A 14,452-nucleotide genomic window follows, 5' to 3' on the forward strand; every position below is an offset into this window, starting at 1 on the left:
AATAAACATAACTAATATTTTTAAGTTTTTTATATTATTTAATATTACTTATTTTATATCAATATAATTGAATTAAGTAAGTTATCTTCTTGACAATAGCTAAAAATTTTTAATATTAATTTAAAGTAAACTAAAAAAAATCAAGATAACAAAATATTATTATTAACCATTCAAACTTATAGGTTTAAAATTATGAAGTATAACGGTAATTTATTAAAATTTATATCTTTAAGTATATTTTTAAATATTAATTTATTTGCATATAAAGATTTAAAACTTAAACCAGTAAAAAGTGGACCTTATGGGGCGCTATCAGCCGATTTTTTAAGAACATTGAAAGACATTTTTAATGTTAATACTTTTATAGAAACTGGTACATTTTTAGGTTATAGTACCAAGGTTGCAGCTGAGATATTTAATAATGTTTTTACCATAGAGCTTAGTAAAGAGGTGTATAATAAAGCATGTGAAAATTTAAAACCTTATAGCAATGTTAAGTTATATAATGGTGATTCTGGTATAGTTTTAGGCTCTTTATTAAGAGCTCATTGGGGTAATATATTAGTGTGGTTAGATGGTCATTATAGTGGCAATTATTACGGATATAATACTGCTTTCGGAAATGGCACCACTCCAGTTATTGATGAATTAATAAGCATTAAAAATTCAGGCTTGAAGGATATTATTATTCTTATAGATGATATAAGACTTTTTGATAAACGCCTTCAAGGATTATCAGATCTTACTTTGTCTAATTATCCTGATTTTAATCAAATTTTCCATTTAATTAAAGATATCAATAAAGACTATAAGTTAGTTTTAATGGGGGAAGTTTTGATTGCTTATTTAAATAGTCACGATGTAGTAGTTTCTAATTTATTAGAGGCATGTACTATAAGCAGGTTAGGAGGATCCAATATAAATGAATTATTAAAATATGAGCAATATATTATAAAAGCTAAAGGAATTGAAAAAGAAGAGATAAAAAATTTATATCTATCTTGTAATATAGACGCTTATGTTAAACTTGGCATAGGGGATTATTATACCTTTTGGTATGCTTTAACTTTGATTAATGATAAGCAATACAATCAAGCAAAAGATATATTTAGACAGTTATTGTTTAAAGGCTTTGAGCCACAAAGAATGCAACATTATGTTAATTATGTAGATTCATTAGGTTAATAATTTAATCATTTTTTTAAAATTTTATAAGGTGACCATGTTATAATATTTAATAGAATGATGCTGTAAAAAGAGTATAAAGATATTTAAAATTGGAGCTAAAATGCTTTTAAGGTGTGTTTTGATAATAATACTAGGATTTCTAACGTTAACTACATCTTTATTTTCTGAAGTAGTAACTTATACAGAGAATAATATATTAGAATTAGTAAAAAAATATATACCTAATGCACCAGTTATACTAGAAGCCGGAGCTCATAAAGGTGAAGATACGGTAGTGATGAGTAAAACTTGGCCTCAAGGAATGATTCATGCCTTTGAGCCCTTGCCTAAGAGTTATCAAATCTTGAAGAATACAACTCAAGATTTTGCTAATGTTAAATGCCATCCTTACGCTCTGAGTGATAAAATAGGAAAGGCTAATTTTTATGTTTGCGTAACCGGAGAAGGAGCTAGTTCTCTTTTGGCTCCAAAGCCTATACTTGATCCCTATATGATTTTTGATTTAATGCCCGTTGTGGTTGATTGTACTATTTTAGATGAATGGGCTAAGCAAAATAAAGTGGACCATATAGACTTCATGTGGTTAGATATGGAGGGAGCTGAGTTAATTGCTCTTAAATCCTCACGTGAAATATTATCTACTGTGAAGGCCATTTATACCGAAGTTAATTTTCAAGAATTTAGAGAAGGAAATTGTTATTATCAGGACATAAAACTGTTTTTAGAGCAGGAAGGCTTTAAGGAAGTTTGGGGTCATTATTGGGGATCAGGAAATTTTGAAAAATGGCAGGGTAATGTATTGTTTGTACGTAATTAGCGAATCGTTATGTTATATTTGTTATGTTAATATTTATTAAATAAGATGAGGGGTGGTTGGTGTTGAAAGTATAACACCAACCACCCCTCATCTTATTTATGTATTATAAAATGTTTTTAAGTTTTTATTTTAATATTCAGTAGGGTTTGTATTAAAGCAAATATAATTTTTCATAAATTTTTCAAATCCTTGTTCTTTTTAGCAACTATTTATTAATTTTAATATTAGTTGTTTACTATTCAATAGTGGGGATAATATGAAGATATTTAATTTGGTAATTTTGGCGAGAATAATTCTTTGCTTTAACTTGTTATTAATCCATTATAGTAGTATTTGTATTTCTTTTCAACAAACTCCATTAGAGCAGCATACTCAGCGTATTAGTTCGTTAGTTATAAGTTCTGATAATAAGTTTATTGTTACTGGTTCATGGGATGGAACTGCTATAATATGGAATGTAAATACTAAAGACTTTATAAAATTAATAGGCCATAAAGAATTTATTACTGACGTATCTATTAGCTATGATAATAGTTTAATAGCTACTACTTCTGCTGATGGAACTGCTATTATTTGGAATGCTTATACTGGAGAGAAATTACACATTCTTAGAGGTCATTACGATTTTGTTACTTGTGCTGCTTTTAGCAAAGATGGTAATACTCTTGTGACGGGTTCTTATGATAAGGTTGCTATTGTTTGGGATACTGCAACAGGTCAAATAAAAAATAAACTGGAAAATCACTTAGATGCTGTACAAAAGATAGTGATTAGTAATAAACATAATTCTATTATAAGCATAGCAGATAAAGTTGCTTATATATGGAATATGCAAACAGGGCTTCTTAAGTATAAGCTTGAGAGTCATGAAAAAGAAATTAGTGACATAGCTATTAGTTCTGATGAACGATTTATTGTAACAGGTTCCTATGATAAAACTGCTAAAGTATGGGACATAGTTCCAGGTAAGTTAAAAAATACTTTAACCGGACATGTTTATGGTATAAGCACGTTGTCTATAAGTCCGAATGATAAATTTATTATTACAGGATCTGCTAATAATATTTATGTATGGGACTTTAAAACGGGAGAAATTAAGTATGATTTAAGAGATGAGGGTATAAGTTTAGTATATGTATTAGCAGCCAGTTCTGATAATAATTTTGTTATTACAGGTTCTTTTGATACTGCTCTTCGGTTATGGGATCTAAATAATGGGAGACTAATTGACCGAATATATAGTCATAAGCAATTTATTACTGGAGTTGCTATAAGCCCTGATAATAGCTTTTTTGCTAGTTGCTCAAAGGATTCAAAATTAATTATATATAAAACTTTATAGTATCTAATTAGGAAAGTATGAAAATGATATTAAATCAAGTAATTTGGACAATAATCTTAATATTTTTTAGTATCCAGTATAGTATATCTAAGAATTTGAAAATAGCTCTAATTGGTGTTCATGATGAGAGGTATGAGCATATTGGTAAATATGCTCATATTAACAAGCGAGCATATGCTGAGAAGCACGGATATGATTATTTTTTATATAATTATAGGCTAGATACAGGTAGAGCTGCTTACTGGGATAAAGTGGTAGCCTTGCAAAGACATTTAAGTGATTACGATTGGTTATTTTGGTTAGATTCAGACGCTTTAATTATGAACGATTCAATTAAACTTGAAAGTATAATTGATGAAGATTATGATTTCATTACAACTAGAGATTGTTTGCGAAGTATGAACTCAGGCCAATTTTTAATAAAAAATACTCAATGGTCAAGAAATTTTTTAAAATTGTGGTATAGTCCTAAATATGAGCATACTCAGGTGGCTCCTGGTTTTGATAATGGTGCTCTTATACAAATATACCAAGAACATCCTAAAGTTAAGGAGCATATTAAAATTGTTCCTCAACGTTTATTAAGCTCTTATTTACAATGTCCAGGCTGGTTTAATATTGATGGTGAATATCAACCAGGAGATTTTGTTATACATTTTGCTGCAGTAAATCATGACTTAAAAGAAAAATATATGAAAGAATACTTTGAAAAAAGCATGGAATAACTTGTTAATTTATGAGATATTTTGATTTGAGACATTACTGCTTTGAGTAAAGCAGTAATGTTCTTTTTACATGGACTTAATCATTTAAACTTTTTATGAAACAGTATTTTTGATATAGTTTTTTACAGTCAGTCATTATGTATTCATCGGTAATTAAGTTTTCTTTTCCCAAAATAACTTTATTGGGTTTAATTAAATTTAAATACTTATTTTTCAAGTTGCGATAATCATATTGTTGAACCCATTGACGAGCATCTTTACCATTTTGAAGATAATAATCATAGTTGTTATAAATTTCTTCTAATGATTTTTCAACATCTGTTATAGAACTATTAAATTGATAGCCATAATATTGACCAAAAACTAATCTATAGTCAGCAGGCTCAACCTTATTTGACATAACCGAATTAACATAAGGAGTTTGGCATAATACTTCATGTGCTGTATTATTGCTTAATATACAAGGAATTCCTAGTGCTAAAGCTTCTCGTGGGGACATTGAAAAACCTTCTCCTTTTGAGAGTAGAACATAACAATCAAGGTATCTTAAAAATTCTAGATATTCTTTAGGAGTGAAGTATTTTGATATTAATTCTACATTCGTTGCTTTTTCGGATTTTATAATTTTTGATAATTCACTTTCAAATCCTCCTCTGCCATGAAGCTTTAATATTATATTTTCATTGTTTTTAAATTTGTTTAAAAAAGCTTGTAGCAGTAATTTATGATTTTTATGTGGAAAAAATGTTGATGAACACCCAAAAACAAAAGGAAAATTTCTTTTACTTTTGAGAGGTATGCTTAAAAATTCTTCTAAATACATGCCACAGGGTAATAGAAATATAGGTATATTAACCCCTGATTCTTTGTAAACTTTTATCAAAAATGGTGAAGGAACTATCACAGCGTCAAAATAGTTATTTAAGTTATCTACCCACTCTTGAGGTATTTGTGTTGATTCAAACATTGAATAAGCTATTTTAATAATAGAATTAGGCATTTTTATTACAGAACTTTTCCATACAGCATCAAACAATATAGCTACCTTTCCTGGAGATTTATCCTGATTGCTTGTTATATTTAATATTTGTTTATTTATTTTACCAAAGCTTTGTGTTATAGAAAATTTACGAGTTTCTATAAAATTTATATTTAATTCTTTATGTAAATTATCAATGAATCCGATGGGTAATCTGCCTAACCCATCAGGATATAACATATAACCAACTACAGTTACATCAAATTTATTTCTATTAGTTGTTGAAGTTAAAGTATCAGTAATTGAATATAAACATATGCAGTAAAATATACATATTATCAATTGTATGTTTATTAAAACACTTTTATTCTTAATAAACAACGGCATGAGCAAAATTCCTTATGATTTTGATATATTTAAATATTTTTGGACCAAATCTTGAGATGTAGTAATTATATAATTATCAGCAATAGTATTTTCTAATCCTAAAGAAATATTTTTAGGCTTAATTAAGTTCAAATATTTATTCTCTAGGCTTTTATAGGTATATTGTTTAACCCATTCTCGACCTTGGTGAGCTTTAGCAAGATATAGATCATAATTATTATAAACCTCTTCCAATGCTTGTGCTATATTTTTTATAGTTAGTTGATTGACGGATTTGACATAGGGAGTCTGACATATAACTTCATGAGCAGTATTATTGCTTAAAATACAAGGAATACCTAATGCTAGGGCTTCTCGTGGAGTTAAAGAAAAACCTTCTCCTCTTGAGACTAAGACATAACAGTCTAGTGATTTCATAAAATCTAAATTTTCTTGAGGACTTAATCTTTTGACTTCTAATTCAACATTCTGTGCGCCTTTTCTTATTATGATTCTCTTTATAGCCTCTATTTCTTCTTTCTCTCCGCCTCCACCTCTTATTTTGAGTATTACATTTGGATTATTATTAAATTTACTAATAAAGCTTTTTAAGAGCATCTTTTGATTTTTGTTATGATTATTGCCAAATCCTGCTGATATTCCAAAAGTGAATTTTTTATTTTGTGTAGTTTTAATTGGAGTTTTAAAATAGTTGTCTAATTCCATTCCAATTGGTAGGATAAATATCGGTTTTTTTAACCCAGCATTTTTATACGCATCAATTAAAAATGGTGCAGGCACTACTACTGCATCAAAATGTTTATTCAGATTTTCTATCCATTCTTGAGGAATATAATAGGATTCTGTCATGGTATAACATATTTTAATTTTAGATTCGGGTAAATAGGGCATTACCGAAGAGTAGGGATGAATAAATGCTAATGCTACATCTGCTGGAGTTTTATCTTTATTTAATACAATTTGCTTTATTGATTCATCTAAATAATTGAAGTCTTGCAATATTGGGATAACATTCATATGTAATTTATTCATATAATGTCTGATAAACCTAATAGGCAATTGTCCCCAACCTCCGCTTTCTTGTATAAGTCCTACAATTGTCACATCAAACTTTGGCTTATTTTTTAGATTTAAGTTTAAATTATCAGACGATATACTATTTATTGCTATACCTATTGTTAAGAAAAGCAACAGATATGATAAATGATGTTTATGGTTCATTTTGATCCTTAATTTTTAATTTGTAATATTTTTTATTGTTCAAGTATTAGTACATATTTGTCATATAATTTTTTAGAATTTGTCATTAAACCATTATCAGTAATAATATTCTTGTTTCCAAGTATGATTTTTTTAGGTTTTATTAAGTTAACATATTTATTTGCTAAATTTTTATATAAATACTGTTTAACCCATTCTCTACCTTGATGTGCAGCTCTAAGGTACTTATTATAATTAAGATAGACATCCATTAAGGCATCTTCTAAATCTTTTTGATCAGTATCAAAGTTATAACCATAAATTTTGCCAAATATAAAGCTATAGTCCGCTAATTGTTTTATATTAGAATTTACTGCTTTTACATAAGAAGTTTGGCATAATACTTTATGAGCAGTATTATTGCTTAAAATGCAGGGGATGCCCATTGCTAAAGCCTCACGAGGCGTAAGAGAAAAACCTTCTCCTCTAGAAACTAAAACATAGCAATCAAGCGATTTTAAAAAATCAATATACTCAGATGGACTAAGAAATTTTGATATTATTTCTACGTTGTGTATATTATTAGTTTTAATTATTTTTCTTAAATTACTGTTTTCAGTTTCTCCTTTTGCATGTATTCTTAATTTGAAATTAGCATTATTAGCAAATTTGCTTATAAATGAGTTTAACAGTAATTCCTGGTTTTTAAACGGATGATAGGCAGCTGAAGTACCAAATACAAAAGGAATATTTTGTTTAATTTTTATAGGTGAATTTAAGAATTCTTCTAAGTACATACCTATTGGTAGATAAAATATAGGTATATTTACGCCAGAATTCTTATAGACTTCTACTAAAAAGGGAGCAGGTACCACCACTGAATCAAAATAATTATTTAAATTATTAACCCACTCTTGAGGTATTTGTGTTGATTCAAACATGGAATAAGCAATTTTTATTGTAGTATTAGGTAATTTAGGGATAATGTTATTCCATAAACCGTCAAAAAGCAATCCTACTTTGCCGGGCCTTTTATCTTTATCATTGACTATTTTTATAACCTTATCTGTTATTTTTCCAAAGCTCATGTTTAAGGAAAAGTTTTTTGTATCAATAAAATTTATTTTTAATTTATTTTGAAAATTTTCTATAAATCCTATTGGCAATCGTCCTAATCCGTCCGGGTATAAGATATATCCGATTACGGTTACATCAAAAGGAGAGGAAAGCTTTCTGGAGTCAGGTTCATTTTCATAAGCATTGATAACAATGCTTAATATTATAATTATGGTAAAAAATTTTATTTTCATATACTCTCCTTAAAATTTTTAATATAATTTTTGTATCATTATTTAGATGTTTTGATATTTATCATATAATTTTTTAGAATTTGTCATTAAGTAGTCGTTAGTTATAAGGTTTTCGGTGCCAAAAATTACTTTTTCCGGTTTTATTATATTTAAATATTTTTTTTCTAAATTACTATATGTAAATTGTTTGACCCATTCTCTAGCGGTAACAGTTATTTTCAAATACTCTTCATAATTGTTATATACTGTTTCAAGAGCATTTTCCAAGTATTTTTGATCGGTATTGAAATTATAGCCACAATAAGCTTTAATTTCTTGAGTAAAGTTCGATGGTTCTTTTATGTTAGATTTAATTGATACGAAAAATTGAGTTTTGGTAAGTTCTTTATGCGCAGTATTATTGCTTATTATTGTTGGAATTCCTAATGCGATTGATTCTCTAGGTGTTACTGAAAAACCTTCGCCTTTTGAAACTAAAACATAACAATCAAGTGATTGCATAAACTTAAGATGTTCGTTAGGAGTATGGCATTTAGCGATCAGTTCGACATTTTTTGCTTTTCTATCTCTTATTATTTTTTTTAGATTTTGAATAATTCTTTGATCTCCAAATCGTCCATGTATTTTAAGCTTTACCTTTGGATTATTATGAAATTTCTCTAAAAATGCTTTTAATAATAACTCATGATTTTTATGGGGCCAAAAACCAGCTGAAGTGCCAAATGTAAAAATTTCATTTTTTTGAGATTTGATTGGAGTATTAAGAAATTCATCTATATATATTCCATGAGGGGCTAAAAATACCGGAATCTTAATTCCAGATTTTTTATAAGTTTTTACTAAAAACTCTGAAGGAACTAATACAGCGTCAAAATTATTATTAAGTAAATTTATCCAATACTTTGGTATATCGGTAGTTTCAAAGGTCGAGTAAACCAGCTTTATAGGAGAGTTAGGTACATAAGAGGCACAGTCAGCACATACTGAGGTAAATAATAAAGCTATGTTTCCCGGAGTTTTATCTTTATTTAATGCTATATCTTTTATATCTTGATTTACATTATTAAAATCTAAAAGCCCCTCAGTTGATATAAAATTTATTTTTAATTTATCTTTAAGATTTTCTATAAAACCTATAGGCAACCTTCCTCTACCATCTGCAAACTTAATAGAGCCTATTACAGTAACATCAAATTTTGAATTATTATAGTTTTTAGAAATTAATTCAAAATTTATAGTTAAAATAGCTAAAATATATAAAATTTTTTTCTTCATATTATTATACTCTCCTGAAATTTGAATTTAATTTAGTTCATAGATTTTATAGAGACAAAAAGATCAAATGTCCAGAAATTTAATAAAATATGTTGAGGTTAATTTGTTATATTTTAAAAAGAAATAAGTTTGGAATAAATTAAAACATTTATTATATATACTAAAAGGGCCTAATTTAATTAGGCCCTTTTAGTATATTAATTTTTTAGATATATTGTTCTAATTTTAAATGATTAATAATTTGCTCTATGCATTCCTCTACGCTTAATGTTGATGTATCTATTGTTATTTCAGGGTTTTTAGGAGATTCGTATGGATCACTTATTCCTGTCAACATTTCTATCTTACCTTCTTTTGCTTTTGCATAAAGTCCTTTTTCATCACGTTCTTGGCATACATTAAGTGGAGTAGAAACATATACCTCTATATAGCCACCACGAGTAATTAATTCTCTATTATACCTGCGATCTTGTTCATATGGAGCTATTAAAGCACATATAGCAACGCCTCCATTTTTTGTTATTTCATTTGCTACAAATCCTACTCTTTGAACATTTATAGAGCGATGTTCCTTAGAAAAGCCGAGTTCTTTTGACAGATGATTTCTTATCAAATCACCATCAAGTACTGTTATTAATCGATTTTGAATTTCGCTTAATTTAATGGCAAGAGCATTTGCAATTGTAGATTTACCAGAACTAGGTAGTCCTGTGAAGAATATAGTAAATCCTTGCTTAAATTTTGGAGGATAAGATTTTTTTAGTTCTTGTGCTATTTCTGGATAGGTAAACCAACCAGGAATCTCTTTTGCTTCTTTTAAAAGTTGTCTTAATTGAGTTCCGGATATTCTTAATATTTTTTCATTAGATTCTATTTCATTCTCCGGCTTATAAGTATTTTGATCTACGCTATATACCATTTCATTAAATAATAATATATTAATACCTATTTCTTTTTCGTATTGTTTGACTAAATTTTGAGCATCATAGGGACCATAAAAATCCTTACCGCTACTATCTTTTCCTGGGCCTGCATGATCTCGTCCTATTATAAAATGAGTGCATCCATAGTTTTTCCTAATTATGGCATGCCACAACGCTTCACGAGGGCCTGCCATACGCATAGAAATTGGTAATAGACTTAAAGTTACACTATCTTGTGGATAATATTTAAGTAGTTGTTTATAGCATCGTACTCTAGTAAAATGATCAACATCTCCAGGTTTAGTTTGGCCTACCACCGGATGTATCAATAAATGTGCATTTGTTGATTGAGCAGCTCTACTTGTTAGTTCTTTATGAGCTTTGTGCATAGGGTTTCTAGTTTGAAAACCTACGACTTTAGTAATTCCTTTTTCTTTAAAATAGCTTTTAAGATCTTCAGGAGTTTTTCTTAAATCAGTAAAATCGTAATGTTTAGGTAGGCGTATTTTAGTTAATTTTCCTGATATATAATACTCTTTTGTGCTATTTAATAAATAATTAACTCCTGGATGCTCTATATTTGTTGTTCCGTAGACATTAATTGCTTCTATTTCCTTATTTGGTTTCCAAATTTCATTTACCTCTAGTAAGGCTAGTTCATGTCCTTCAGGATGCTTTAGTATAAGTCTAGAGTTATTGTCTTTTAAAGTTTTTATAGTTTGTTGATCTACATCTAACATTATAGGTATAGGCCAGACTGTATTATCAGTAAGGCGCATATTAAGTATTACCGATTCATAATCTTTTTGATTCATAAACGTTTTAAGAGGAGCAAATCCATTGTTTAATATTAATTCTAAATCACATAACTGTCTTGTAGTTAATACTAAATAATTAGCATTTATATATAAGTTGACAAAAAATATACTTATTAATTGAAAGATGTAATATCTTTTAATTACCATTATAACCTCCTTATGGCACATTTTGTTTTTTTGTATAATAACTAAAAATTAATTGATTTTACAATAAAAAAATTATGTTAGTATTAATTTTGTTTAATAAATAGTCTTTTTTCATGTAATTCTATGTTTATAGGTAATTTCTTTGTTATCATCTCGTCATGAGAAGTTATTATTAGTCCCATGTGATGAACTTGTTGAAGTTCTATTAATAAATTTAAAACCAAAATTTTGTTTTTTTCATCTAGATGAGCAGTAGGTTCATCTGCTATTAAAAAGTCTGGCTTTGTAAATATGGCTCTTGCTAAAGATACTCTTTGTTGCTCTCCGCCTGATAATTCATTAGGATATTTATTAATTTTATCTATGATGCCAACTTTTTCGATTAATTCTATTGCATAGTCTTTTATATTTTCTTTTTTATTATTCAAAATTAAGCTTTTTATTATTACATTTTCAAGTACTGTAAGCTCTTTTATTAGATATGGATATTGAAATATTAGTCCTATTGATTCTTGCAGTATTTTTCTTTTAATATCTGTTTTGAGTGTGTTGATATTATGTTTGTCATAATATATATTTCCTAAAGTTGGAAATTCTATTCCAGATAATATATTTATTAAAGTTGATTTTCCAGTTCCTGATACTCCTTTTAATGCATAAGCATTTCCTTTTTTAAACTCAAAATTAATGTCATCAAGTACCAAATAATTTCCGAATTTTTTGGTTATATTTTCTAATTTAATTGTTGCTATATTTTGGAATAATTTATTCATAAATCAAACAAAGTTTTAAGGTTAATATTATGTTTTTAATTTAACTCTAATTATGACTATTGAAAAGTATTGTTTTTAATTTGTAAGGTTATATACACTCAAGACTAGGGAGAAAAATATTTAAAAAGGGGGAGCTTTTAATGATATCAAATGATATAGGTAATCAAAATATACCGGAAATACTCCCAGTAGTCCCGACTATGGATGTTGTAGTATTTCCTAACCAAATAGTGCCCCTCTTGGTACTTGATGAAAGAATTATTAATGGTATAAATAAAGCTCTTGAAGAAGAGCCTAAGTTAATACTTTTACTTGCCTCGAATAAGCAATCGGATGTCCATGAAGGATCAATTGGAATGAAAGATTTATACAAAGTAGGAACTATTGCAACGATAATGAGGCTAGTCAAGATTCAAGATGGCGGAATAAAAATTTTAGTGCAAGGTTTATCTAAAGCAAGAGTGAATCAAATTTTAGCACAAGATTATGTTTTAAAAGCAAAGATAGAGCCTATTGTTTTTGAAAATAATTGTGATGAAACTGAAATTAAAGCGCAAATTAAAAATTTAAAAGATATTGCTAATGAAATTTCATCATCAGGGGGAGCTTTTAGTCCTGATTTTTTTATAATATTATCAAAGATGAATGATCCGGAGAAAATAGCTGATTTTATTTTATCTCATTTGCATTTGTCAGTAGATCAATCTCAAAAGTTATTAGAAGCTAAATCTCAGAAGGATTTTTTAGAATCGCTTTATAAATTGCTTATTAAAGAACTAGAACTTAGTGAAGTTCAAGAAAATATAAAAAATACAGCTAAAGATTCTATGAATAAATCTCAAAAAGAATTTTATTTAAGAGAGCAATTAAGGGCTATTAAAAAAGAATTAGGAGAAGACGATCTTGATGAGATAGATCGTATGAGAGACAAGCTTAGTTCAATTGAATTGCCGCAGGAAGTTAAGAGTGAAGCTACTCGTCAATTAAATCGATTAGAGAAAACTTCACCAGACTCGATGGAAGCTGCTGTTATTAGAAACCATTTAGATTGGATATTAGCTCTTCCATGGAATAATCATACTAATGATAATCTTGATATCCATAGAGCAAAAAAGATATTGGATGATGATCACTATGGGCTCAAAGATATAAAAGAAAGAATATTGGATTATATATCAGTTAAGCATCTTAAAAAAGATGATAATGCTCCTATTTTATGTTTTGCTGGTCCACCAGGAACAGGTAAAACGTCCTTAGGAAAATCTATTGCTCAAAGTCTTGGTAGAAACTATTTTAGGGTTTCTTTAGGGGGAGTAAAAGATGAAGCTGAAATTAGAGGGCATCGAAGAACTTATGTTGGCGCTATGCCTGGTAGATTTATTCAAGGTATTAGAAAAGCAGGATCATCAAATCCGATAATCATTATAGATGAACTTGATAAGATTGGAGCTGATTTCCGAGGTGATCCATCAGCTGCTATGCTTGAGGTTTTAGACCCACAACAAAATAAAACTTTTTATGATAATTATTTAGGAGTTCCTTATGATTTATCTAAAGTTATATTTATAGCAACAGCAAATAACATAGAAACGCTTTCAGAGCCTCTTAAAGACCGAATGGAGATTATTACTCTTTCTGGATATACTTTAGAAGAAAAATTAGAAATAGCTAAAAGATATCTGGTCAAACGGTCTGTTGAATCTACTGGTCTTGATAATCATGATATTAAATTTAATGATGAAATCATATCAGATTTAATAGAAAATTATACCCGGGAAGCTGGTGTAAGAGAGTTAGAGCGAATAATTAAAAAACTTTGCTCAAAAGCAGCAAGGGCTATAGTAGAAGAAAATAAAATTATATCATTTAATTTAGATAATATTGAAAAATATCTAGGACCTCGTAAGTTTATTGATAGTGATATTTATAATCAAAATGATATAGGTATAAGTAATGGACTAGCCTGGACATCTTATGGTGGAGAATTAATTAAAGTTGAAGCTGTATTAATTCCTGGCAAAGGCAAGTTAATTCTTACGGGCTCTCTTGGTAATGTTCTTAAAGAATCAGCCCAAGCTGCCTTAAGTTATGTTAAAGCTCATTCTCAAGAACTTGGTATAGATTGTAAAAGATTTGTTAATTACGATTTACATATCCATGTACCTGGAGGAGGGATTCCTAAAGACGGTCCATCTGCTGGAATAACGCTTCTTTCCTCTATACTTTCGGCATTAACAGATAGGCCTATCAATGCTCAATATGCAATGACAGGAGAGCTAAATCTTCGCGGTAATGTTATGCCAATTGGCGGAGTAAAAGAAAAAATATTAGCAGCTAAAAGAAACGGAGTTCAGCATGTTATTTTGCCTGAAAGAAATAGGAATGATCTTATAGGTTCAGAAGAAATTGCTAATGGAATTGATGTTATTTGGGTTAAACATGCAAATGAAGTAATTAGTAAGGTATTACTTGAATATGATAAAAAACGTATTTCTCATCATTGAAATATGTGATATATGATTATTTGATTTAGCCGTGATTAATAATCATGGCTAAATTTTTTTTATG

Annotated in this window: 11 protein-coding genes; 5 read left to right on the plus strand and 6 right to left on the minus strand. The window is 28.5% G+C overall.

Annotated features, from left to right (window positions below; all coding sequences use genetic code 11):
* The first annotated feature begins 192 nt into the window (after window positions 1-192).
* The 4 genes from BABL1_RS03300 to BABL1_RS03315 all read left to right on the plus strand — a co-directional run bounded on the left by BABL1_RS03300 (window position 193) and on the right by BABL1_RS03315 (window position 4,072).
* Window positions 193-1,185, plus strand: coding sequence for a hypothetical protein (locus tag BABL1_RS03300; RefSeq protein WP_023792371.1), 993 nt, complete (start codon window positions 193-195; stop codon window positions 1,183-1,185).
* 103 nt (window positions 1,186-1,288) lie between these two features.
* The gene (locus tag BABL1_RS03305) at window positions 1,289-2,005 is read left to right on the plus strand and encodes an FkbM family methyltransferase (RefSeq protein ID WP_023792373.1); all 717 of its coding nucleotides are present in this window, start codon (window positions 1,289-1,291) and stop codon (window positions 2,003-2,005) included.
* A 256-nt stretch (window positions 2,006-2,261) separates the two neighbouring features.
* Window positions 2,262-3,347: a WD40 repeat domain-containing protein gene (locus tag BABL1_RS03310; protein ID WP_023792376.1), complete on the plus strand. Its 1,086-nt coding sequence runs from the start codon at window positions 2,262-2,264 to the stop codon at window positions 3,345-3,347.
* 17 nt (window positions 3,348-3,364) lie between these two features.
* On the plus strand, window positions 3,365-4,072 hold the full coding sequence (locus BABL1_RS03315; RefSeq protein ID WP_146617292.1) for a DUF273 domain-containing protein: 708 nt from the start codon (window positions 3,365-3,367) through the stop codon (window positions 4,070-4,072).
* Window positions 4,073-4,148: 76 nt separating this feature from the next.
* On the opposite strand, the gene BABL1_RS03320 is transcribed toward BABL1_RS03315, so the two are convergent.
* From BABL1_RS03320 to BABL1_RS03345, 6 genes are all read right to left on the minus strand, one after another.
* Window positions 4,149-5,438, minus strand: a complete 1,290-nt coding sequence (locus BABL1_RS03320) for a glycosyltransferase (protein ID WP_023792380.1) — start codon at window positions 5,436-5,438, stop codon at window positions 4,149-4,151.
* Between the two features lie 12 nt (window positions 5,439-5,450).
* Entirely contained in the window at window positions 5,451-6,659 is a 1,209-nt protein-coding gene (locus BABL1_RS03325; protein ID WP_023792382.1) for a glycosyltransferase, read from the minus strand.
* Window positions 6,660-6,691: 32 nt separating this feature from the next.
* A complete protein-coding gene (locus BABL1_RS03330) occupies window positions 6,692-7,948 on the minus strand; it encodes a glycosyltransferase (RefSeq protein ID WP_023792386.1) in 1,257 nt (418 codons plus the stop codon).
* A 42-nt stretch (window positions 7,949-7,990) separates the two neighbouring features.
* Window positions 7,991-9,223 (minus strand): glycosyltransferase, encoded by a 1,233-nt coding sequence (locus tag BABL1_RS03335; RefSeq protein ID WP_023792389.1) that lies wholly within the window; start codon window positions 9,221-9,223, stop codon window positions 7,991-7,993.
* A 205-nt stretch (window positions 9,224-9,428) separates the two neighbouring features.
* Window positions 9,429-11,111: a bifunctional sulfate adenylyltransferase/adenylylsulfate kinase gene (locus BABL1_RS03340; protein ID WP_023792392.1), complete on the minus strand. Its 1,683-nt coding sequence runs from the start codon at window positions 11,109-11,111 to the stop codon at window positions 9,429-9,431.
* An 83-nt stretch (window positions 11,112-11,194) separates the two neighbouring features.
* Complete coding sequence (locus BABL1_RS03345) at window positions 11,195-11,884, minus strand: ATP-binding cassette domain-containing protein (RefSeq protein ID WP_023792393.1); 690 nt, start codon at window positions 11,882-11,884, stop codon at window positions 11,195-11,197.
* Between the two features lie 140 nt (window positions 11,885-12,024).
* Between BABL1_RS03345 and lon the strand changes: the two genes are divergently transcribed.
* The gene (gene lon / locus BABL1_RS03350; protein ID WP_023792396.1) at window positions 12,025-14,388 is read left to right on the plus strand and encodes an endopeptidase La; all 2,364 of its coding nucleotides are present in this window, start codon (window positions 12,025-12,027) and stop codon (window positions 14,386-14,388) included.
* Window positions 14,389-14,452 lie beyond the last annotated feature (64 nt).

The organism is Candidatus Babela massiliensis (assembly GCF_000513475.1).
In the GTDB taxonomy this organism is placed as follows: domain Bacteria; phylum Babelota; class Babeliae; order Babelales; family Babelaceae; genus Babela; species Babela massiliensis.

What these genes read in the sequence shown, in the direction of transcription:
- BABL1_RS03305 (WP_023792373.1), top strand. Translation starts at nt 1,289, where the DNA reads ATGCTTTTAAGGTGTGTTTTGATAATAATACTAGGATTTCTAACGTTA.
- BABL1_RS03320 (WP_023792380.1), bottom strand. Translation starts at nt 5,438, where the DNA reads ATGCCGTTGTTTATTAAGAATAAAAGTGTTTTAATAAACATACAATTG.
- BABL1_RS03315 (WP_146617292.1), top strand. Translation starts at nt 3,365, where the DNA reads ATGAAAATGATATTAAATCAAGTAATTTGGACAATAATCTTAATATTT.
- BABL1_RS03340 (WP_023792392.1), bottom strand. Translation starts at nt 11,111, where the DNA reads ATGGTAATTAAAAGATATTACATCTTTCAATTAATAAGTATATTTTTT.
- BABL1_RS03345 (WP_023792393.1), bottom strand. Translation starts at nt 11,884, where the DNA reads ATGAATAAATTATTCCAAAATATAGCAACAATTAAATTAGAAAATATA.
- lon (WP_023792396.1), top strand. Translation starts at nt 12,025, where the DNA reads ATGATATCAAATGATATAGGTAATCAAAATATACCGGAAATACTCCCA.
- BABL1_RS03325 (WP_023792382.1), bottom strand. Translation starts at nt 6,659, where the DNA reads ATGAACCATAAACATCATTTATCATATCTGTTGCTTTTCTTAACAATA.
- BABL1_RS03300 (WP_023792371.1), top strand. Translation starts at nt 193, where the DNA reads ATGAAGTATAACGGTAATTTATTAAAATTTATATCTTTAAGTATATTT.
- BABL1_RS03310 (WP_023792376.1), top strand. Translation starts at nt 2,262, where the DNA reads ATGAAGATATTTAATTTGGTAATTTTGGCGAGAATAATTCTTTGCTTT.
- BABL1_RS03330 (WP_023792386.1), bottom strand. Translation starts at nt 7,948, where the DNA reads ATGAAAATAAAATTTTTTACCATAATTATAATATTAAGCATTGTTATC.
- BABL1_RS03335 (WP_023792389.1), bottom strand. Translation starts at nt 9,223, where the DNA reads ATGAAGAAAAAAATTTTATATATTTTAGCTATTTTAACTATAAATTTT.